This window comes from Pseudomonas auratipiscis, assembly GCF_036324085.1.
Classification (GTDB): Bacteria; Pseudomonadota; Gammaproteobacteria; order Pseudomonadales; family Pseudomonadaceae; genus Aquipseudomonas; species Aquipseudomonas auratipiscis.
Map to the genome: position 1 here is coordinate 118,347 of NZ_JAZDCU010000009.1, position 20,274 is coordinate 138,620.

18 protein-coding genes and 1 pseudogene are annotated in these 20,274 nt (G+C 59.8%); 8 read left to right on the forward strand and 11 right to left on the reverse strand.

Annotation, left to right across the window (positions count from 1 at the left end):
- Positions 1-44: 44 nt before the first annotated feature.
- A complete protein-coding gene (locus V0R60_RS14635) occupies positions 45-731 on the reverse strand; it encodes a nitroreductase (RefSeq protein WP_330079439.1) in 687 nt (228 codons plus the stop codon).
- Between the two features lie 214 nt (positions 732-945).
- Here V0R60_RS14635 and V0R60_RS14640 point away from each other — a divergent pair, with 214 nt between their 5' ends.
- Both V0R60_RS14640 and V0R60_RS14645 read left to right on the forward strand, forming a co-directional pair.
- On the forward strand, positions 946-1,782 hold the full coding sequence (locus V0R60_RS14640; protein WP_330079440.1) for an AraC family transcriptional regulator: 837 nt from the start codon (positions 946-948) through the stop codon (positions 1,780-1,782).
- Positions 1,783-1,830: 48 nt separating this feature from the next.
- Entirely contained in the window at positions 1,831-2,427 is a 597-nt protein-coding gene (locus V0R60_RS14645; RefSeq protein WP_330079441.1) for a LysE family translocator, read from the forward strand.
- A 34-nt stretch (positions 2,428-2,461) separates the two neighbouring features.
- On the opposite strand, the gene V0R60_RS14650 is transcribed toward V0R60_RS14645, so the two are convergent.
- Both V0R60_RS14650 and V0R60_RS14655 read right to left on the reverse strand, forming a co-directional pair.
- Entirely contained in the window at positions 2,462-2,644 is a 183-nt protein-coding gene (locus V0R60_RS14650; RefSeq protein ID WP_203476520.1) for a DUF1289 domain-containing protein, read from the reverse strand.
- Positions 2,628-3,017, reverse strand: a complete 390-nt coding sequence (locus V0R60_RS14655; RefSeq protein ID WP_330079442.1) for a hypothetical protein — start codon at positions 3,015-3,017, stop codon at positions 2,628-2,630. The genes V0R60_RS14650 and V0R60_RS14655 overlap by 17 nt, the downstream gene beginning before the upstream one ends.
- Before the next feature lie 357 nt (positions 3,018-3,374).
- Between V0R60_RS14655 and V0R60_RS14660 the strand changes: the two genes are divergently transcribed.
- Positions 3,375-4,460 (forward strand): YkvI family membrane protein, encoded by a 1,086-nt coding sequence (locus tag V0R60_RS14660; protein WP_330079443.1) that lies wholly within the window; start codon positions 3,375-3,377, stop codon positions 4,458-4,460.
- A gap of 222 nt (positions 4,461-4,682) precedes the next feature.
- Here the strand turns inward: V0R60_RS14660 and V0R60_RS14665 are convergent, their stop codons facing one another.
- The 8 genes from V0R60_RS14665 to V0R60_RS14700 form a co-directional block, all read right to left on the reverse strand.
- Entirely contained in the window at positions 4,683-5,606 is a 924-nt protein-coding gene (locus V0R60_RS14665; RefSeq protein ID WP_136475435.1) for a hypothetical protein, read from the reverse strand.
- A 242-nt stretch (positions 5,607-5,848) separates the two neighbouring features.
- Positions 5,849-7,702, reverse strand: a complete 1,854-nt coding sequence (locus V0R60_RS14670; RefSeq protein WP_330079444.1) for an ABC transporter ATP-binding protein — start codon at positions 7,700-7,702, stop codon at positions 5,849-5,851.
- Positions 7,703-8,032: 330 nt separating this feature from the next.
- Positions 8,033-9,310 carry a flavohemoglobin expression-modulating QEGLA motif protein gene (locus V0R60_RS14675; RefSeq protein ID WP_136475437.1) on the reverse strand — a complete coding sequence of 426 codons (1,278 nt, stop codon included), beginning with the start codon at positions 9,308-9,310 and terminating at the stop codon, positions 8,033-8,035.
- Between the two features lie 81 nt (positions 9,311-9,391).
- Positions 9,392-9,868 (reverse strand): nuclear transport factor 2 family protein, encoded by a 477-nt coding sequence (locus V0R60_RS14680; protein ID WP_203585758.1) that lies wholly within the window; start codon positions 9,866-9,868, stop codon positions 9,392-9,394.
- A gap of 85 nt (positions 9,869-9,953) precedes the next feature.
- Positions 9,954-12,017, reverse strand: coding sequence for a pyridoxamine 5'-phosphate oxidase family protein (locus V0R60_RS14685; protein ID WP_330079445.1), 2,064 nt, complete (start codon positions 12,015-12,017; stop codon positions 9,954-9,956).
- A gap of 52 nt (positions 12,018-12,069) precedes the next feature.
- On the reverse strand, positions 12,070-12,699 hold the full coding sequence (locus V0R60_RS14690; protein ID WP_330079446.1) for a glutathione S-transferase family protein: 630 nt from the start codon (positions 12,697-12,699) through the stop codon (positions 12,070-12,072).
- A 162-nt stretch (positions 12,700-12,861) separates the two neighbouring features.
- The gene (locus tag V0R60_RS14695) at positions 12,862-13,764 is read right to left on the reverse strand and encodes a LysR family transcriptional regulator (protein ID WP_330079447.1); all 903 of its coding nucleotides are present in this window, start codon (positions 13,762-13,764) and stop codon (positions 12,862-12,864) included.
- Positions 13,765-13,767: 3 nt separating this feature from the next.
- On the reverse strand, positions 13,768-14,664 hold the full coding sequence (locus V0R60_RS14700) for a LysR family transcriptional regulator (RefSeq protein WP_330079448.1): 897 nt from the start codon (positions 14,662-14,664) through the stop codon (positions 13,768-13,770).
- 111 nt (positions 14,665-14,775) lie between these two features.
- Here V0R60_RS14700 and V0R60_RS14705 point away from each other — a divergent pair.
- The 5 genes and pseudogenes from V0R60_RS14705 to V0R60_RS14725 form a co-directional block, all read left to right on the forward strand.
- Positions 14,776-14,931, forward strand: a pseudogene (locus V0R60_RS14705) (SDR family oxidoreductase); the annotation flags it as partial.
- 57 nt (positions 14,932-14,988) lie between these two features.
- Positions 14,989-15,891 carry a LysR family transcriptional regulator gene (locus V0R60_RS14710; RefSeq protein WP_136475444.1) on the forward strand — a complete coding sequence of 301 codons (903 nt, stop codon included), beginning with the start codon at positions 14,989-14,991 and terminating at the stop codon, positions 15,889-15,891.
- Between the two features lie 165 nt (positions 15,892-16,056).
- On the forward strand, positions 16,057-17,295 hold the full coding sequence (locus V0R60_RS14715; RefSeq protein ID WP_330079449.1) for a RidA family protein: 1,239 nt from the start codon (positions 16,057-16,059) through the stop codon (positions 17,293-17,295).
- Positions 17,292-18,428, forward strand: coding sequence for a M20 family metallopeptidase (locus tag V0R60_RS14720; RefSeq protein ID WP_330079450.1), 1,137 nt, complete (start codon positions 17,292-17,294; stop codon positions 18,426-18,428). The genes V0R60_RS14715 and V0R60_RS14720 overlap by 4 nt, the downstream gene beginning before the upstream one ends.
- A 105-nt stretch (positions 18,429-18,533) precedes the next feature.
- A complete protein-coding gene (locus V0R60_RS14725) occupies positions 18,534-20,174 on the forward strand; it encodes a BCCT family transporter (RefSeq protein WP_330079451.1) in 1,641 nt (546 codons plus the stop codon).
- The last annotated feature ends 100 nt before the right edge of the window (positions 20,175-20,274 follow it).

The window sequence follows — 20,274 nt, forward strand, 5'->3', positions numbered from 1 at the left end:
ACTGTTGCCAGCCATGGGGTGTAAATCCCATGGCTGTGCGTTGGTCAGCTATCTCCCTTCCATTGCACCGCGGTGGTGATATTGGCTCTGGTGGTGCGAAAGTTGTTGGCTGGATGGCCGGGCTCGGCAAAACCCAGCGAGATACCACAGACAACCAGCCGGTCTGGCGCCAGGCCAAAGTAGTCACGAACACGTTGGGGATGGGCTGCTAGCGCCGCTTGCGCAATGGCAGCGACACCGTGGCTTGCAGCGGCAAGCAAGAGGTTGGCGATGTATCCACCACAATCTACCGCGCCGTAGACGCCCAGCGCCTGGTCGCTGGTGATCATCGCCACATGCGGGGCGCCAAAGAATCGAAAGTTCTCCCGGGTCTGACGCGCCGAGGCTACTCGGTCGCCACGCTCGATACCCAGGCTGTCATAGAGTGCCAGGCCGCACTCGCGGCGGCGGTCCTGATAAACCCCACGATACGCGCTCGGCCATGGAAAGTCGGGGCCGGGTTCGTCTTCATGCGCGGGCGCTTGCATGATGTCGCGGAACTGTTCGGTCGCATCACCTTGAGTAAGGTGAATTTGCCAGGGCTGAGAGTTGCACCAGGAGGCCGAGCGCTGTGCCATGGTCAGGATGCTTTCGAGCGTAGCCTGGGGAACTGGCTCGGCCGTGAAGGCGCGGCAACTTGAACGTTGCGACAGCAGTTGATTAAGGGTGGCGACACTGTGTTCCAAGGTCATTTGGGTCTCTCTTGTTCTTGTAATAGAGTTAAAAATTTCACCAGATCATCTGGATCTTACTGGTTCAGCTTTCGAATCCACAGTACGTTCAGTCGAGAACAGCACGGCGCTGCCAAGACGCCAATCTGCACAAATGTTCTAAACGGCCTGCGCCAAAGCAAGGTAGCGTGTACGTTCACGCAGACATTGATGAACAGTGCTACTGGAACCCTGAATGGACACATGCAACTGGATCGATCTATCCCAGGATGCCGAAACCGGGATTGAATCGATTCGTGCGCATTTTCAAGGGCATGCCTACGACCCGCACTGGCACGACAGTTTTCTTGTCGGGGTTACCGAGCAAGGTGTGCAGCAGTTCAATTGTCGGCGCGTTCGTCATGTCAGTACGCCCGGCAAGGTGTTCATGCTGGAGCCGGGGGAACTCCACGATGGCCATGCGCCGACCGAGGAAGGCTTCACTTACTCCATGCTCTACCTCGATCCGCAGTGGCTGGAGCGTGAGTTGCTGACGTTGTTCGAGCACGCACCGCACAATTGCCAGTTGGGTTTTACCCAAACCCTGAGCCAGGATCGAGGATTGGCTACGGTCATATCACATGCATTTCGGGCATTCCACGACAGCGACCTGCGCATTGTGCGGCAAAGCGCGGTCGATGATTTGCTCGGTGGGCTGACCCGCCACATGGACTGGCGCAAGCGTCTGAATCCGGATCCGCGCCTGCCCTTGTCGGCACAAATAGCCCGTGATTTTTTGCATGCCCACGGCTGCGAAGACATTGGCCTGGATGATCTGGCGCGGGCCTGTGGCGTCGACCGCTTTCGTTTGACCCGGGCCTTCAAGGCTGCTTTTGGCCTTGCGCCGCATGCTTATCTGATCCAACTACGCCTGGCCAAAGCGCGGCAATTGCTGGCGCGCGGTGTGTCACCCGTACAGGTCGCCGGTGCTGTCGGCTTCGCCGATCAAAGCCATATGGGGCGCTGGTTCCGCCGCGCCTACCGGCTGACGCCAGCGGACTACCGCAAGCGTTGCTCAAATCTTCCAGACTGAATCACACTGCTGCGTGACCATGATCGCCTCTTCGCAGGAGTCCGATCGATGCCTTCACTGTTGCCTTTTCTGTTGTTTGCCTTCGTTGCTTCGATAACCCCGGGGCCGACCAACATCCTCGTGTTCAGTCACAGCGCGCGGCGGGGTATGGGCGCCACGTGGCCGATCATAGTTGCTGCATGCGTGGCTGCGGCCTCGATTGTCTTTGCCGTGGGGCTTGGGGTGGGAGAAACCTTGTTGAAGTTTCCGCGCGTGCAACAGGCGATGGCCTGGGCCGGCGTGCTTTGGTTGACCTGGCTTGCCTGGCAGATTTTTCAAAGTCCGGCGCCTTCGCTGGAGCAAGCAGACTTCGAGGACGAAGGCGTCGGGATGGTGAGTATCGCGCTGCTGCAAGTGGTCAATCCCAAGGTCTGGATGATGGCGATTGCGGTCGTCAGCGTGTTCGTCAGCGGCGGTGACAGAGCGATGCAGGTTGTCCTGTTGGCACTGCTGTTTCTGTTGGTCTCGCTGCCGTGCATGACCCTGTGGGCCTTGCTCGGCGTGGGCAGCGCCCGGGCACTGAGTTCGCCACGGGCGTTCAAGCGCATGAACCACGCGCTGGCCCTGATGTTACTGGTATCGGCCTGGTTGACGGTATTCGTCTAGCTTGGAGGCAACAGGGCTGGCACTCCCAGACTGGCTAGTTTTTCTTCTTGTTGAGGCTTTTCATGCGCGCGCTGGCGTTGCGCACGGTGGTCATTTTCTCCGGCCGTTTCATACTGCGCCATTTACGAATTTCTTCCTTTGTTCGCCCGCAGCTCACGCACATTTCGCTGTTCAACTGGCACAGCGAAACGCATGGGTTTTCAATGTCCTTTGCCATGCTTGCCACCTGATCGTTGCCGTGAACCCAGGCGCAGCGCCCAATTGCCCTGATGCGAAATTGCGCAACGTTCTTCGCAATCAAACTCAAGATGCCGGGTGATGTCGGCGACGCTGATGCCAATGTCCTCGAATGCTGCTTGGGTAAGGTCATGCATCCAGGCTTGGTCGTGGCTGCAGAGGGCAGCGGTCAAGTGGCTTTCGCTATCGAATACCCAGGTGACAATCAGGCTGTCAGGGAAGCTGTCGTAATTGACGCGATGAGTCAGCCACTCAAAGCCGAGAATCTGGCCCTTGGCCGACTCGCAGGCGCAGGTCAGCGCACGGGCCAGTTCTCGCTCCATGGCGTGATGCTGTCGTTTCGATGAAGCCATAAATGTGTTCCGCAGTCGCAATGGCAAAGGGGCTGATTTTAAGCCGGCAAGTACGTGAGTAGGGTAGTCCCCGTCCCGGACGGTGGTAGGTGGCTCGCCCGAGGGTTGGCGTTTTCACGAGACTTGTAGCGGCAAAACGAATTTCACGGCGCTTTTCGCCGCGTATGGCAATTTATTCAGTAAAAACAACTACCTAACACTTCCTATACTGCGCTCGGCGTCAGCGTGGCTGCACATTTCAACGAGCCAGGGTGCTTGTGGTACAGCCATACAGATAGTCGCTATGCGGGAATCAGGGGACAGGAGTCACCTCTTTTTTCCATGCTACTAATAAGTCTAAGAACGAGAAATAGTGTAATGAATAAACAATCTATCCAGATTGCGCTTGCTTACATGTCTGTGGTGATTGGGGGTGGTTTCGCCTCTGGGCAGGAGGTCCTGCAGTTCTTCACCGGTTATGGGCTGATAGGCATCGTCGGCACTCTGGTGAGCGGTGTACTGTTTGCCTTCCTCGGCATGCAGATCGCCCGGATGAGCTCGCAGATGCAAGCGAACTCGCACAAGGAAGTTCTTTACAAGTTGTTCGGTACGCGTATCGGCCTGGTGGTCGACGTGGTGTTGTCGTTCTTCCTGTACGGCGTCGGCGTGGTGATGCTGGCCGGCAGCGGTTCGATCTTTACCCAGGAATACAACTTGCCGCCGCTCTTCGGTGGCGTTCTGATGACTGTGCTGGTGGTTGCCACTTTGTGCCTGCACGTTACACGCATTATCAACCTGATCAGCGCGGTGATGCCGTTCCTGCTAGCCATGGTTCTGATCATCACCACCTACTCAATCTTCAACTACAACGCCTCCGTCGAAACCCTCGACGCAGTTGCCCGCGAGAACAATGACACCGTCACGGGTAACTGGTTCGTCGGCGCCTTGCTCTATGCCTCGTTCAACATCGCCGTGGGTTTCCCGATGCTTGCCGTTATCGGCGGTATGACCAAGCAGCCCAAGGCTGCCGCAATCGGTGGCGTGCTCGGTGGTCTTGGCCTGGGTGCGCTGATTCTGCTGCTGAACATTGGCCTGTTCGCCAACATCAACCAGTTGCAGGGTATCGAAATGCCGTCGCTGGCGCTGTCGGCGCGCATCTCGCCCATCCTCTCGGTGGTCATGTCCATCGCGCTGGTGTGCATGATCTATAGCACCGCAGTGGGCATGTTCTTCGCCTTCAGCGCGCGCTTCGCCAAACCGGATTCGCGCCGCTTCAAAGTGGTCAGCGCAGTGACCGTGTGCGTAGGTCTGGGCTTGAGCCTGGGCGGTTTCAGTAAGCTGGTTGGTACTGTCTACCCGCTGCTGGGCTACGTCGGCTTTGCCCTGATCCTCGCCATCGTCTTCAGCTGGGTGCGTGCACGCTCCGCTGCCAAGGCTCAGGCCGCGCTGAACGCCGCCTCCTGAGGCAGGTACAAGCCCCGCTAGTGCGCATGATGCTGGTTACCCAAGCAGTGCGCACTGGCGGGGCTTGTTCATTGCAGTGGGCTCATTCGAGCAACTGCGGGCGTGGTGTGCGCAAACGCCTTTCTCCAGCCTTCAATGCATGAACAATGCAATCAGGATGATCACGGGAATAGGCACGCCGAGCATGAATAGCAGTATCGAACGCATGGTAGTTCTCCTCGGTTATTGAGCTCGAGTGCCGACAGAGTCGTCGACCAGAATCACGGCGTCGCGACGGCGGCCCCCGTAGGTTGCGGCAAAGCTTGCGAAAAACGCGCCGCACAACAATGCAATGAACATCCACAGGGAAGTCATCGCGGCTACTTTGCTGGCTGCGTCGGCGGCTTCACGGGCAGCGGTCTTGGCTTCATCCAACGCCTGGCGCGCCTTGGCGAACACATCGTCGACACGTTTTTCGGCCTGGGCCTGGGTAAGGTTGGTGCGCTGGCTGACCAGTTGCGCCAGATAGGCTCTGTCTTCTGCGCTCAGTTGCCCGCCGTCGCTCAGCGAACGCGCCATGATCCGGGTCACCGCGGCATTGGCGGCATCCTCATTGACCATGACCGTGCTATCACCGCGAAACAGGGTGTCGACAAAATAGCCATAGGCGTCGCTGTCTTTGCTGCCCGCCGCTGTGGACGCTGCCGAGGTCACGCCGCTTGCGGCCCCCGCTGCAACGTGTGCCCCAGCTTGTACCCCACCCCCGACGATGCTGCTGACCGAGCCGACCACCAGCGTGGCCGTCACCAGCGTGGCGACCGCCCATGCCAGAAAGCCGTGGGCGGTATCGCGAAAGTACACCTCATCGCCATGCACCCGTGCCCATTTGACCCGCAGACGACCGGCCAGGTAGCCCCCGAGGCCAGAAGCGATAATCTGCGTCAGCGCAAGCCAGACAATCGTGGAGATGCCGAGGCTCTTGGCGCTCATACCGTCGCCGGCCCACGGAGAAACTGCTGAAAAGCCCAGTCCAAAACCGAGCATTACCAGGATCAGCGACAATGCCGCAGCGCCTGCCGCACCTGCAAAAATTGCCGCCCATGACACGCCAGACTGGTTCTGCACTTGCGCGCTGACAGCCAGTTGGGCTTCGGTTGTTGTCATCATTGTTTTAGAACTCCCGTCGTGAACATCAATGTCCACCACAACGGGTGCATGCCTTATGCCAAGCAGGGGTAAATGGCAAAGTGTGTGAATTCAATGCGTTACCGCAATTGCAAGAATTCACGTCATGCAAAGTGCAAGATACAGCCCACCGCTGGCGGGTGTTCTGCACAGTCTGGCGGCTGAGGCGCCCAGGGCGTGTGCCGCCGTCGGCAACTCAGTGCACCAGACCATTCCGCTGACTGCTACTCCAGCGCTTCAGCCAATCCTTGGTCTTCACCCAGGAATCCACCACTCTGATGCTGCCACAGCCGCGCGTAGGTGCCGTTCTTCGCCAGCAGTTCAGCGTGGGTGCCTTGTTCGATGATGCGCCCCTCATCCATGACGATCAGTCGATCCATTGCCGCGATTGTCGACAGCCGATGGGCGATGGCGATGACGGTCTTGCCTTGCATCATTTCATCCAGGCTTTCCTGGATAGCCACTTCCACCTCAGAGTCCAGGGCGCTGGTGGCTTCGTCCAGCAGCAGGATCGGGGCGTTCTTGAGCATTACCCGGGCGATGGCGATGCGTTGGCGCTGGCCACCGGACAGCTTGATGCCGCGCTCACCGACCAGGGTGTCATAACCGCTGTGGCCCTGGCGGTCGCTCAGTTGGCTGATAAAAACGTCGGCCTGGGCGTTGGCCGCAGCGCGGCGGATTTCTGCGTCAGTCGCCTCCGGGCGACCGTAGGCGATGTTGTCGCGAATCGAGCGGTGCAGCAGGGAGGTGTCCTGGGTGACCATGCCGATGGCGCTGCGCAGGCTGTCCTGGGTCACGTGAGCGATGTTTTGCCCGTCAATGCGAATCTCGCCACTGTCGACGTCATAGAAGCGCAGCAGCAGGTTGATCAGCGTGGACTTGCCCGCACCAGAGCGCCCGACCAGGCCGATTTTTTCCCCGGCACGGATTTTCAGACTCAGGCCATCGAGCACCTGTCGCTCACCGTTGTAGTTGAAGCTCACGTTATCGAAGGTCACTGCGCCGCCGGCAGGCACCAACTCACTGGCGTTTGGCGCATCCTGCACTTTGGGCCCGCGGGTCAGGGTCTGCATGCCATCCTGGACAGTACCGATGCTTTCGAACAGCGAGGTCATTTGCCACATGATCCAGTGCGACATGCCGTTGATGCGCAGGGCCATCGCTGTGATAGCCGCCACGGCCCCCGTACCGACTTCGCCTTGATGCCACAGCCACAAGGCGTAACCGCCTGCGCCAAGGATCAGGGCGACCACCAGTGCCTGATTGACGATCTCGAATTGACTGACCAAGCGCATTTGGCGAAAGCCGGTCTGTTTGAAATCCTCCATGGCCGCGCGTGCGAAATGCGCTTCACGTTTGGAGTGCGAGAACAGTTTCACAGTGGTGATGTTGGTGTAGGCGTCGGAGATTCGCCCGGTCATCGATGAGCGCGCGTGGGCCTGTTCCTGTCCGACCTGGCCCAGGCGCGGCACAAAGTACAGCATGGCCAGACCGAACAGTGCGACCCAGATAACGAACGGCAGCATCAACTTCAGGGCGAAACCGCCGGCCAGGGCGATGATCGCAATGAAATACACACCAATTCCGGGCGCGATTTCGATCAGGGTGAACAGCACTTCGCGCACGGCCAAAGCAGTCTGCATCACCTTGGTGGTGACCCGGCCGGAAAACTCATCGGAAAAAAATGACAGGCTTTGGCGCAGCATCAGGCGGTGGAAGTCCCAGCGCAGCCGCAATGGCAAGTTGATCGCCAAGACCTGGTGCTGAACCATGGTGCGTAGCGCCACCAGCCCGACGCTGGTCACTAACACGATGGCGATACCCCACAGCACGCGGCTTTCCTGACCCTGAGTGTTACCGCCTGCCTGCCAGGTGGAGAGCAGGTCGACGACCTGGCCGAGAAAGGAAAACAACCAGGCTTCGTAAATCGACACACTGGCACTGAGCAGCGCAAGCGCGAGAATATAGCCGCGCGCACCTCGGGTGCAGGCCCACAGGAACCGCGCCAGACCAACCGGTGGAGGTGGTAGCTCATCGGGTGGAAAGGGGTCGAGTCTTCGTTCAAACACACGAAGCATGAGGGCCTCCTGAGGGGGTCAAATAGTGGGATTCTGTCATCTAACGATTGCTTTGAGTGGTTCACGGCTCGAGAGTTTGGCGCTTTCAATCAAACGCCTGAAAACCCAACGGGTCGCGCAACGATGCGAAGAGGTGATCAACGGCCTTGAGGCGGAGGGTCTGTCAGGGAGTGGGTCACTCGCTTGGCTGTGAACATCAAACAGTCCGGCAAGGCGCTGTCGTTGCGGTGGTTGACGACCCAGTGCCTAGTCTGATGAATGATGGAGCGAGGTGCAATGAACTCTCCAAAGTTTGCCACTGCAACCTTCGACGCTGCTACGTCGGCGGCGTCAAAGGGATCGGCTATCGACCTCCTGCTCATCCTCAAAGGCCATGAACAATTGCAGGTCGAGCACATCTAGTTTGACCCGGGCGATGAACGCGGAAAATGCCAGGTTAGCGGCGAGCCGGCGCAAGTCGCTGGCCCAGGCCGGAATGTAGGTAGGACCCACCAGCCAGCCCGACTCGAACAGCGGCGCCAGGTGCAGGGTGTCGCCCAGGGTCAGGCGCCCGGCGAACAAGTGGCCCACCAGCTCAGGGCGGTTATCGCGGATCGCTACGCGCAGCAAGGTGTGTACCCCGAGCAATCCGGTGAGGTAAGCGGCATCCTTGGTGAACGCCGATCCCCCTCGCAGATTGGCACCGCGAAAAATGCGCTGGGTTGAGCGAAAGGACTCTTCCTGCGACTGCCCAGCCTTGAGGAAGCCTTCAAACACCTGGATGAAGTCAGCGCCATCGAGGGCTTGTTGCACCGCGAGCACGCGCAAGGCGAGACGCCGCAAGCGGTTGATGTCCATGCTGCCGGTCAGCAACTCGGCCAGCGTGGCGATGCCTTCTTGGGTCTGGGTAGTGCGTGGTGCTCCCAGCCCCAGGCACTTGAGTCGGGATTGGCGCGCACCATTTTGCGCGGTAGCGACATGCACGAAGGCTTCGTGCTGCAGCAGCTGCTGCTTGTCCAGTTCGGTAAACAAAGCGCTGGCACGCAAGCGAATGCGGCTGGTGCCGGCAATGGCCTTGGCTGCCAGGTGGGGGTCAAGCTTGATTGAAACCTGGCCAGCGCCAAAAAAGCCGTCCAGTTCCGGTTGTAGCCAGGCTGCGAACGCATTGGCGGGGATGTCAGCGGGACTTGGGGGAATGTAATCGCCACCGAGCAGGGCATCGGTGGTTTTCAGAAAGAAGTGGGCGGCGTCGAGCATGCTCAACTTTTGCCTGGGGTAGTAGAAGTCCGGGCGGCGGTACAGCGCTGAGGAGAACTGGGTGAACGCGGGGGTGCCAATGGCGCCCAACATGCGCCCGGCAGTGGCATAGCTGTGCGCGGTACGAGCAAGAAAACGGCCTGCCGGATGCGCTTGATCGCAGTGCTCGACAAAGCTGTCCAACGCCGCCACTTCGGCACTGTGGTCACGCGGGCTCAACTCGACCTTGGGCAATTGCGCTTTGCCGCTGCGCCACTGGGCAAGAAAAACCTCCTCGACACCCTCCGGCCACGCCAGCGCGTCGAGCACGCGGATCTTGCGGGCCAACGCGGGCAGCGCGGCATCGAGTTCAGAAAGCGACGGGGCACTCATGGCATTCACCTGGAGACGAAGAACCTTCGCACCAGCGTAGCCCTTGCCTGAGCTAATGGCGCGCAGCAGGTCAAGCCAAGCTTATAAACCTAATTGTGAAAGACCTGGGTGATCATCCGGGCGACGGCCTAATGGCCAACGGAATTTACGCTCGGACGCTTGGATGGGCAGGTCATTGATGCAGGCGAAGCGATGGGCCATCAGGCCATTTTCGGCAAATTCCCAGTTCTCGTTGCCGTAGGAGCGAAACCAATTTCCGGAGTCATCGTGCCATTCGTAGGCATAGCGCACGGCGATGCGGTTATCGGTAAACGCCCACAATTCCTTGATCAGGCGGTACTCGAGTTCCTTGTTCCATTTGCGTTGCAAAAACGCCTGCGCTTCAGCGCGGCTGCTTGCGAACTCCGCACGGTTGCGCCATTGCGTATCCGGTGTATAGGCCAAGGCCACTTTCGCGGGGTCACGACTGTTCCAACCGTCTTCGGCGAGGCGGACTTTCAATATCGCTGACTCCTGGGTAAAGGGTGGAACGGGTTGACGAATCTCGGTGCTGGACATGGCGATGACTCCTGGTTGAATAAAGGCGAGTGATATTGCCGAGTGTTCAGTAGCGCAGCATCGCTGGGTACTCATGGTGAATTCACTAAAGCTCGAGGACCAAGGGCTGGACACTGCCTTCTTGCGGTTGCGCCGGTATGGCGCAGCAAATCAGCACGGTATCGTTTGCCGGCAGTTGTGCCGGTGGATTCGGATAGTGGACGTTGCCGCTGACAAGGCGCGTCTTGCAGGTTCCACACGAACCGCCACGGCAACTGTAGTCGGGGTTCAAACCGCGACTTTCGGCCAGCTCCAGCAGGCTGCCGGCGCCTGGTGTCCATCGCACCTCTGTTTTGGAGGCAGAGAAGTAAACCGGTACAGGCGCACTGGCCGCGGGCAGTTGTGGGGGCGGGGCAGGTTGCTCGGATGCTGAGCGCTGCAAGGTCGAGGGCCCGAATGCTTCAGCATGGATGCGCTCGTCGTTGATGTTCAACCCGCGCAGGCCGTCGTACATGTTCTGCAGGAAACTGCTGGGGCCGCACAGGTAAAAATCATAGTCATCCAACGGCAGTCGCGCTTTTACCTGGGCAAAATCGAGTCGGCCAGGGATGTCGTAGTCGCGGCCCAAAACGGTTTCAGCACTTGGGCTGCTCAGTACTCGGTGGATGTGCAGTCGCTCGGTGTCGCGTTGCTGCAATTGCCAGAGCTCTGCCTGAAATGGCAGGTCTGCAAGTGTTCTGGCGCTTTGGAATAGATGGATATCGCGTTGCCGTTGGTGCTGGATATTCTCCGTGGCCAATGCCTTGAACATCGACAGCAGGGGCGTGATGCCAACGCCGGCGCCGATCAGCACCACAGGTCGTGCGCTCTCTTCGGCCAGGGTGAAGCTGCCCAGCGGCGGGCGAACATCGACCCGATCACCAACTTGCACATGGTTGTGCAGATGATGCGAAGCCGGCCCCTGTGCCTTGACGCTGATGCGGATGTGCCCGTCGCAAGGGGCGCTGGAGATGCTGTAGGTCCTGATCAACGCTGCTTGATCAGGATTAGGCTGGATGCGCACCGGGAGGTGTTGTCCGGGAGTGAAGGTTATCGTAGCGTCGTCCAGTGGCCGGAGAACGAAGGAGCGAATGTCCTTGCTCTCTTGTTGCACCTTGAGCACTTGCCACTGATGCCATTGACGCCGCTGTTCGATCTGCTGCAGATGCGCGTCTGCTTCAGCCCAGGTGCCGGTGACCAGGCTGGTTGGCGCGAAGTCGCTGAACGCCCAGCGCAGTGACACGGCAGCCGGACGCAGCACCACCTGCTCGACGTCGAAGGTCCACAAACGCTCGGCGCCTTCGAATGCCTGAATCACTGGGCTTTCCAGAATCAGCCCCGTGCGACCGGTCAGTTGCAGCATGTCGCCACTGCTGAAATCGATGAACAGCAGCCCGGCGACCGGGTTGGCCTGCAGGTTGCCCAGTGTATTGAAGAACAGATTTCCGGCGTAGTCGGGAATGGTCAGCCGGTTGCCTTCAACTTTGACAAAACCTGTGCGGCCGCCGCGGTGCGATACGTCAACCGAGCGACTGTGTGAGTCATGGTCAAAATAGCTGGCGATAAAGAACGTGTCTGCGCTACGAATAAGCTCGCGGGTTTCGGCATTCAAGGTGGTGAAGTCCTGGCGCTCTGCCGGGCTTGCAACCTGCACCCGTGACCGTTGATACGACCTGGCTTGTATGTACTTTGGGCAGTTGCCATAAGCGTGCTCGACCGTAATCGCCAAGCCGTTCGCAGTCACCTGCTCGATTACGCCGTTGATGCGGTTGCGCCGACGCGTGTGCAACTCGATACCGAGCAAGCCGACGGCTTGGCCCGGTTGCAGGCCTGCAGTTGCAGGGTCCTGGTCGTCTGGCTGTACGGCCACAAGCAACTGCTGTGGGTCGGGAGAGGTAACGAAGCCTTCCGTGCCCTCGAGCAGGGTGGCCCACGGTCGTTGCTGGGTATCGACCGCGCCGACAATCATAAAGGGCAGTTGTTGGTAAAACTGTCGATGCTGGTCGGGCATGTAGTTGCGGATGACTTTCTGCCCGAGCACTTCCATGCGCTCGGAGACGCTATAGATTTCCTGGAGCGCTTTCTCCCCGGCATGCCAGGGAGAGCGACGGTGCTTTGGAAGATGATCCATGAAACGCGCTCCTCTAGAGAGCTGCCAGGTAAGACGGCAGCGTGTTGCCGACTTAGTGAGTCTGCAGGCCTATGACAGTCCGCTGCATGGGCACGAAACCGGGCAGCGCCTCGACCCTTTGTAGCCAGGCACGGACATTGGCGTAGGGCTCGAGCGACACGTTGCCTTCCGGGGCGTGGGCGATGTACGAATAGTTGGCCACATCAGCGATGGTCGCTGTAGCACCGGCCAGAAATGCGGTTGTGGCAAGCTCTTTGTCCATCACCTTGAGCAGAGTGTGGGCGCGGGCAATCACCTCTTCGGCGTTCAACGGGGCAGCAAACACGGTAATTAGGCGCGCTGCTGCAGGACCGTAGGCTACTTGGCCGGCCGCTACCGAGAGCCAGCGCTGAACACGCGCCGCAGCAAGTGGCTCATCACTCAGCCATGCACCATCGCCATACTTTTTCGCCAGGTAGACGAGGATGGCATTGGAGTCGCTCAGAAGGGTGCCGTTGTCATCGATGACCGGTACCTGGCCAAAGGCATTGATTGCCAGGAAGGCTGCTTGCTTGTGCTCGCCGTTGGCCAGGTCGACAAACACCCGCTCGATGGGCAGTTGCAACAACGAAAGCATGAGTTCGACGCGATGGGCATGGCCCGAAAGCGGGTGGTGGTAGAGCTTGATGGCTGGCTGTGACATGGGATGGCTCCGAAGCGGATCAGGAAAAGTCAGTGCAGCGCCACGCCTGTGAGCGGCGCTTGCGCTGGTTGGGCTATCCTGCTCCTGCTTGCGGTTGTGCAGAATCACCATGCAGGGCAATGCATAATTTCGTTTTGCAAAAGAATGCGATGGCGCACCGATCTAGCCGATCAGGGCGGGATGCGCGCGCAGCCTTGGTGTCGCAAAGTCGATAAAGGTGCGTACTCGGGCCTCGGCACGGCGCCCATCGCGGTAGATCAACTGCACAGGCAGGCTGTGGTTGGCGAAGCTGCCCAGTACCGGTACGAGCAGACCGCTCTGCAGTTCATGGTGCGCCTCATAGCTCATGCACAGGATCAGGCCCTGGCCCAGGGTGGCGGCATGGATGGCCGCGCGCTGGGTGGTGCAGGTAAGCGCGGGAGTTGGTTTGACCAAGCGCGTGGTGCCGTCGCCGCGAAAGCGCCACTCGTTTTGCTGCCCGCCGGCTGTGGTCAACACACAGCGGTGTGCCTTGAGGTCCCCGGGGCTCTGCGGTCGGCCCCATGTTGCCAAGTAGCTGGGAGAGCCGCAGACAATCGGTCGAACCTGGCCAATGGGCATGGCGAAACCCGATGAGTTCGGCAGGTTGCCAACCACCAGGGCGATATCAATGCCGTCTTCAAGCAGCTTTGGCACTTCCTCGCTGGCGCGAGTAACCAGTTGCACATCGTTATAGGTCGCCAGGTATTCAACTGCGATGGGCATCAACACCTGCTGATCCATCAGCATCGGCAGCGATACGGTCAATCTTCCGCTAGGGCGTGCGTGGATGCCGGCCGCCGAGTGTTCGGCAGCGACAATCTGTTCAAGGATCTGCCGACAGCTGGCGGAAAATTGTTCACCCGCCGGGCTCAGGCTGACGCCGCGCGGCCCGCGTTCGAACAGGGCGTTGTTCAAGCGTGCTTCCAACGCGCCGATGGTACGCATGATGGTTGCGGTCGAAAGATCCAGTTGCCGCGCTGCTGCAGCCAGGCTCCCGGCCTGGGCCACAGCCTCGAAGACCTGCATCTGACGATAGCGGCTCACGTGCTAGACCGTCCCGACCCGTTGCAGCGCCGGGTCTTGGCGTAAGCGCTCGACGCAAAAATCGACAAAGGTACGTACTTTCGCGGGCACCCGTCCCGAGCCTTGATAGAGCACGTGCACAGGCAATGGCGCCGCTTCGTAGGCGTCGAGAATGATCTCCAACTCGCCCTTGGCAACCTGTTCGGCGACCTGATACGACAGCACCCGGGTAAGCCCCCAGCCCAGGCGGGCAGCGTTGATTGCGGCCTGGTTGGAACTCACCAGCAGCCGCGGCTTGGGGTGCAAGGTGAGGGTGCTGGCGTGCAGATTGAACTGCCAGCCGGTCAGCAGGTTACTGGCAGAGGACATCACGATGGGCGCCGCCATTACCTCGCGGGGATGCTGCGGTCGACCAAAGCGTTCGAGAAAGGCCGGGGCAGCGCAAATGACCGGACGGATTTGTCCGACCTTGATCGCCTGCAGGCCGGTATCGGCCAATTGCCCGATACGGATGGCGACGTCCACGCCTTCGTCGACCATGTTCACCAGACGATCCACCAACAAGGCATTGATGGCTACCTGCGGGTGAGCAGACAAGTACTCGGTAATCAGCGCGATCATGTAAAGCTCGCCGAACATCACTGGCGCCGTCACGGTCAGGTTGCCGCGTGCGCGAATGCTGCTGCCGGTGGCCAACTCCTCGGCCTCGTCCAGGTCGAGCAAAATGCGCTTGCAGTCCTCCACGTAGCGCCTGCCTGCTTCGGTCAGGCGCAGGCTGCGGGTACTGCGTGCCAACAACAGCGTTCCCAGGCGTTTTTCCAGACCGGCAATCACCCGGGTCACGCTGGGCGGCGACATACTCATCAGCTTGGCGCCACCGGCAAAGCTTTGCGCCTCGGCAACGGCCAGCAGTACTTTCATCTCCTGAAACCTGTCCACATTCACCGTCCAGCTTCGAGACTCGCCTACAGAGCTGCAAAGCATGGAACATGGACAAGGCTTCGCGCAACATTGCCCCTCGTGCTGGCCCACAGCATTGTGCGCAAGCGCTACGGCACAGGCGAAGAAGTCGCCGCCACGCTTGCTTTTATGGTCAGTGATGGGGCTGCATATGTCAGCGGGCAGAACATCAACGTCGATAACGGTTTGACGCGGGGTAGTCAGACACCCCCGGCTGTCACTCCCTAGCACTCAAAGGGCGCGGACCTGGCCAAGGAAAGGTAGTGGTGAGCGCGGAGTAGATTGATGCGAGTACAAGATGCAGACCTGAAGTCCCTGAGGATCTTCGAGACAATCGTGCGCTGCGGCGGCTTTTCCGCCGCCCAGTCGGCTCTGAACATCAGCGCGTCGGTGATCAGCGAGCAGATGAGCTTATTGGAAAGCCGGCTGGGGCTGCGTCTGTGTGAACGCGGCCGTTCTGGCTTTCGTCTTACCGATGAGGGCGAAGTGCTATATGCCGCAGCGCAACGCATGCTGGCAGCGGTCGAGACATTCTCGATGGAGGCGGCGTCGCTTCGCCAACAGTTGAGTGGTGCTCTGCGGGTTGGTGTGATCGACGCAACCTTGACCGACCCGTGCAGCCCGCTGACCCTTGCCATTCGCCGGTTCGGTCAGATGGCGCCGCAGGTTCACCTGCAAATCCATATCGATACTCCCAATGCCCTGGAGCAACGGGTGATGGATGGTCGCCTGCACCTGGCGGTCGGTCCGTTTCCCAACCGCTTGCCAGGGCTGGACTATACGTCGTTGTACACCGAAGCTCATGGCCTGTTCTGCTCGCGTGCCGATCCGCTGTTCGAGCAGGACGACGCCAATATCACCCCGTTATTGCTGAGCCAGGCGAGGGTTGCTGCGCGTACCTTTCTTGGCCGCTTCGACTTGGATCAACTACAGGTGGAGCGGGCGGCAGGCAGTGTCGACAACGTCGAGGCACGGGCGATGATGATTATTTCCGGCCAGTACATCGGCTTTTTACCGCTGCACTATGCGCAACCCTGGGTGGAGAAGGGTGAGCTGCGCAGAATGTGTCCCGCTCAGTTCGCTACCGACGTGAGTGTCGACATCATCCTGCGTCACGGCATCAGTCCGCCGCGCACCGTCGAAGTCTTCCAGCAACAGTTGTTGGACTGTGCGGGAGCGTTGCGCTGAAGGGGCAGTGAATGCTTCGGCGATTGCCGAAGTCAACTTCGTGAACTGGCTATTTTTCCGAAGTGTCGGGTTCTCTACAGTTTGGCTCTAGAACAAAAAAGCCAACTTCAAGCGTGCCCGGCGAACCCCGACTGCGGGGTTTGGCCCGGCAACGGGAGCAAAGCCATGTCCGACCTTAGCCGTTCGATTTCTCTCACTCCACAGCTGTTGATACAACCCTCGCGTTCTCGCCGTTTTGGTTCGCATGTGTTTGTCGGCGGCGTGCTGCCTGTCGATGTGGCCGGCAAGTTGATCGGGGCTGACGATATCGAGGCGCAGACGCATGCGGTATTTCGCAACTTGAAAGCGGCGCTGGAACAGGCCGGCTTGCAAATGGCCGATCTGGTGCGTTTGAACACCTACTACGTATTCGATGGCGAGGAAGACCAGGCAACTGTCTACTGGGAAAAAATGACGCGGGTACGCCTGCAGTATTTTCCCGACCCTGGTCCAGCAGCGACGGCCGTGCGTGTGCGCGGCATGGGATGCTCTGGAGCATTGATCCAGTTGGAAGTCGAGGCGCTGGCCGTGCCCCTCGCACAACGGCAGCGGATCATGCCGAAGAAAAGCTGGGACTGGAGCATTCCGGTGCCGTTGTCCCAGGGGTGGAAGTCGGGTAGCCAAGTCTGGGTGGGCGGGCAAGTTTCGGCGGATATGTCTGGCAAGGCGGTCGCGCTGGACGATTTGTACGCTCAGACGCATAACGTGCTGGAACACATCAGGCACGTGCTGCAGGACGCAGGAGCATGCTTGTGTGACCTTGCCCAGCTCAAGATCTGCTATTTGCACGAGGGTGATGACAACGCTGCGCAGGCACGCCTGGAGGAAATCCTCAGCGTGGTGCGGGAGACATGCGGCGCGCCGCTGCCGCCGGTCACGGCCTTTGGCGTCAACCTGCTGTACCAAGGTTTGCTGCTGGAAATCGATGCAACTGCGCTGGTGGGGGAAAGCTCGCAGCCGGTGCTTGGCGAGGGTGGCGGTCGTGGCTGGGCCGGTTGTGCGCCGGTGCGCCGCAATGCGGCGAGCATCCACGTCGCCGGTCAGAGCGTCCAGCATGAGGCGCTGGAGCACGCCTGCAGCGAGGTGCTGGCGCGTATTGTCGAGCACTTGCGCAAGGTTGGCAGTGGCCCCCAGGCGCTCGCTCATCTTCATGTGCTGGTGGCTGGTCGCGAAGCTGATCTGCAACCGGAGCGGGCAACAACGCTGTTCGCCGAAGCCCTGCGCGGGCTTTGTGGTGATGAGCTGCCGCCGTTCACCGTGGTGAGAGTAAACGGATTGCCAGGTGGCGCGTCGCTGCAGGTAGATGCGGTCGCTGTTGATCTTGATACCCCAGCGCGCCTTGCTTCCAATGCGAGGTCAATATGAGCGCATTCGAACAGGCACTCGAACTGACCCGCGCACTCGTGCGCTTCGACACCACTAACCCGCCCGGTAACGAACGACCTTGCGCCGAATTCCTTGCGCAGTTATTGGCCGATGCAGGCTACCGCGTCACTCTCCACGAATTGGCGCCAGGACGGGCAAGCCTGGTGGCCTACTTGGGCAACGGGCGAGGGCGCCCCCTGTGTTTCACCGGACATCTGGATACCGTACCGCTGGGGAGCGCGCCCTGGTCGTTCGATCCGTTTGCCGGCGAGATCCACGACGGTCGTTTGTACGGCCGAGGCAGCAGCGACATGAAGGCAGGGATTGCGGCGTTCATCAGCGCAGCCTTGCAGGAGAGTCGCCTTATCGCCGAGGGGCCTGGGGTGGTCCTGGTACTGACCGCCAGCGAAGAAACCGGCTGCCAGGGTGCGGCGGCGTTGGTGCGCGACGGGGTGGATCAGCACAATGCAGGGGCCATCGTCGTTGGCGAGATGACGGCGAACTACCCGTTGATCGGTCACAAAGGCGCGCTCTGGCTCAAGCTCGTCGCACGTGGCAAAAGTGCCCATGGCTCGATGCCGGAGCGCGGCGACAATGCGCTCTACAAGGCGGCACGCGCGCTGGGCAAGATCGAGCATTATCGCGTGCCGGCAACGCCGCATCCTGTGCTGGGTACCACCAGCATCAGTGCCGGAACCCTGCACGGCGGCAGTAGCATCAACGTCGTGCCGGACTTGGCACAGCTGTGCGTCGACATCCGCAGCTTGCCCGGCATGTCTCACGCCGACACCTGCGCAACCTTGCTGGCAGCGCTGCGCCCCGACATCAGCGAAGTCGATGCAGTGCTCGACCTGCCAGCGGTGTTCACCGACCTCGATGATCCCTGGATCGCGGCGGTGTACCGCATTACCGAGGAGGAAACCGGCGTGCGTCCCGAACCGCGGGGCGCCAGTTACTTCACCGACGCCTGCGCGCTGCAACAGGCCCATCCGGGCGTGCCAATCGTGATTCTTGGGCCCGGTACACCCGCTATGGCGCATCAGACGGATGAGTACTGCGAGGTTGCACGAATCGACGAGGCCGTACGTCTGTATCGGCGGCTGATCGCCGACTGGTCGATACGAGGCGCCTGACGTCGCGGCGCTTTCAAGCACTTCTATGACTGCTCCAGGCGTATTCCAGGCCTGGAACAAGGCAAAAAAACAATATCAATACAGCCGGTAATAGAAAGGTATCCCATGAAAATTTCAGCGAAAGCGAGCCCGATGGCCGAGCAGGTCCGGCCAAGCAAGGACTACCTGTTGATTGTGGTCAGTGTGGTTTCCATCTTCCTTACGGTTTTTGCCCTGGCGGCGTTTCCTGCGCGTTCGGAGCAGGTGGCCAGCCAATTGTTCGAGAACGCCACCAATTTGCTCTCGGCACCGGTGCTGCTGGTTTTCCTGGCCTTTGTTGCCGGATCGTTATTCATCATCTTCAGCAAGTACGGCAATATTCGCCTGGGCAGTGGCAAGCCGCAGTTCAAGACGCTGCCCTGGGTGTTTATGTTTATCTGCGCCGGACTCAGTTCGGCAACGCTGTACTGGGGGCTGGTGGAATGGGCGTTCTACTACAACACTCCGGGGCTGAACATTCCGGCACAAAGCCCTCAGGCGCTGGAAATGAGCATCGCCTATGCCTTCTTTCACTGGGGCTTCGGTACCTGGGCGTGTTACGCCGTTGGTGGCATGGCCATGGCTTACTACTACCATGTGCGCAAACACAGCAAGCTCAGCCTGGCTGGCATTATCGAGGCGGTAACCGGGTTTCGCGCCAATGGCCCGATCGGTCGGCTGATCGACATTCTTTTTCTGATCGGCACCTTTGGCGGCCTGACCGTGACCATGGTGGTCACCACCCAGACCTTTTCCAACAGCCTCGCCAACCTCACCGGGCTTCCCAACACTTTCGCGATGCAGGCTGGCATCGTTCTGCTGATCACCAGCATTTTCTCCCTCAGTTCCTACATCGGCCTCGAAGGCGGCATGCAGCGCCTGGCCACGATGGTTTGCTGGGGAGCATTGTTCTGCGCCTTGGCAGTGCTGGTGGTGGGCCCGACCGGGTTCATCGTCAAGAACACTGTCAACGGCGTGGGGTTGATGTTCTCCAACTTCTTGCACATGAGCCTGTTCACCGACCCGGCCGGTGATGGTGAATTCACCCGCAATTGGACGGTGTTCTACTGGTTCTGGGCGATTTCCTATACCCCGGCGGTGTCGATATTCGTCGCGCGGGTATCCCGTGGGCGCACGTTGAAGGAGGTCTCTGCGGCGCTTTTGCTCGGCGGCAGCGTGAGTTGCTGGGCAATCTTCGGCAGCCTCAGTGGGTATGGCATCGATCAACTGCTCAATGGCGTATTGGATGTTCCTGCGCTAGTCGCAAGCCAGGGGGGTGAGGTTGCGATTACGCAGTTGTTGAACGGCTTTCCACTGTCGGGCCTGGCCACCGCGTTCTATCTGTTCGTCATGGTGATTTTCCTCGCTTCGCATGTCGATGCCTCGGCTTACACCGTTGCCGCCGCCACCACGCGCAACCTGGCCGATGGTCGTGATCCTTCACCGTTCCTGCGCTTGTTCTGGTGTGTGATGCTGGCGCTGGTGCCGCTGACCATGATCGCTAACCACCTGTCGCTCAAAACGGTAAAAACCTCGGTCATCCTCACCTCTATTCCGTTCTTCTTCCTGCTGGTAGTGATGGCCTACGGTTTTGTCCGCTGGCTCTACCTGGATTATCGCCATCGCAGCGGAGAAGACATCGAAACCGAGTCTCGGCATCTGGCTGGCGGGACGTTCGCGGCGCCAACAGCCAGCAACAAAGACTGGAACGATGAAGTGGTCGTCTAAGAATCTCTTGCGCTAACCAAACCCGATCTATCAGTGCGTGTGGTACGTCTGACCAGACCTACACGGCCCGCGCGGATTGATTGCATTCCATCGGAGCGAT

What these genes read in the sequence shown, in the direction of transcription:
- V0R60_RS14635 (WP_330079439.1), bottom strand. Translation starts at nt 731, where the DNA reads ATGACCTTGGAACACAGTGTCGCCACCCTTAATCAACTGCTGTCGCAA.
- V0R60_RS14640 (WP_330079440.1), top strand. Translation starts at nt 946, where the DNA reads ATGGACACATGCAACTGGATCGATCTATCCCAGGATGCCGAAACCGGG.
- V0R60_RS14645 (WP_330079441.1), top strand. Translation starts at nt 1,831, where the DNA reads ATGCCTTCACTGTTGCCTTTTCTGTTGTTTGCCTTCGTTGCTTCGATA.
- V0R60_RS14650 (WP_203476520.1), bottom strand. Translation starts at nt 2,644, where the DNA reads ATGGCAAAGGACATTGAAAACCCATGCGTTTCGCTGTGCCAGTTGAAC.
- V0R60_RS14655 (WP_330079442.1), bottom strand. Translation starts at nt 3,017, where the DNA reads ATGGCTTCATCGAAACGACAGCATCACGCCATGGAGCGAGAACTGGCC.
- V0R60_RS14660 (WP_330079443.1), top strand. Translation starts at nt 3,375, where the DNA reads ATGAATAAACAATCTATCCAGATTGCGCTTGCTTACATGTCTGTGGTG.
- V0R60_RS14665 (WP_136475435.1), bottom strand. Translation starts at nt 5,606, where the DNA reads ATGATGACAACAACCGAAGCCCAACTGGCTGTCAGCGCGCAAGTGCAG.
- V0R60_RS14670 (WP_330079444.1), bottom strand. Translation starts at nt 7,702, where the DNA reads ATGCTTCGTGTGTTTGAACGAAGACTCGACCCCTTTCCACCCGATGAG.
- V0R60_RS14675 (WP_136475437.1), bottom strand. Translation starts at nt 9,310, where the DNA reads ATGAGTGCCCCGTCGCTTTCTGAACTCGATGCCGCGCTGCCCGCGTTG.
- V0R60_RS14680 (WP_203585758.1), bottom strand. Translation starts at nt 9,868, where the DNA reads ATGTCCAGCACCGAGATTCGTCAACCCGTTCCACCCTTTACCCAGGAG.
- V0R60_RS14685 (WP_330079445.1), bottom strand. Translation starts at nt 12,017, where the DNA reads ATGGATCATCTTCCAAAGCACCGTCGCTCTCCCTGGCATGCCGGGGAG.
- V0R60_RS14690 (WP_330079446.1), bottom strand. Translation starts at nt 12,699, where the DNA reads ATGTCACAGCCAGCCATCAAGCTCTACCACCACCCGCTTTCGGGCCAT.
- V0R60_RS14700 (WP_330079448.1), bottom strand. Translation starts at nt 14,664, where the DNA reads ATGAAAGTACTGCTGGCCGTTGCCGAGGCGCAAAGCTTTGCCGGTGGC.
- V0R60_RS14710 (WP_136475444.1), top strand. Translation starts at nt 14,989, where the DNA reads ATGCGAGTACAAGATGCAGACCTGAAGTCCCTGAGGATCTTCGAGACA.
- V0R60_RS14715 (WP_330079449.1), top strand. Translation starts at nt 16,057, where the DNA reads ATGTCCGACCTTAGCCGTTCGATTTCTCTCACTCCACAGCTGTTGATA.
- V0R60_RS14720 (WP_330079450.1), top strand. Translation starts at nt 17,292, where the DNA reads ATGAGCGCATTCGAACAGGCACTCGAACTGACCCGCGCACTCGTGCGC.
- V0R60_RS14725 (WP_330079451.1), top strand. Translation starts at nt 18,534, where the DNA reads ATGAAAATTTCAGCGAAAGCGAGCCCGATGGCCGAGCAGGTCCGGCCA.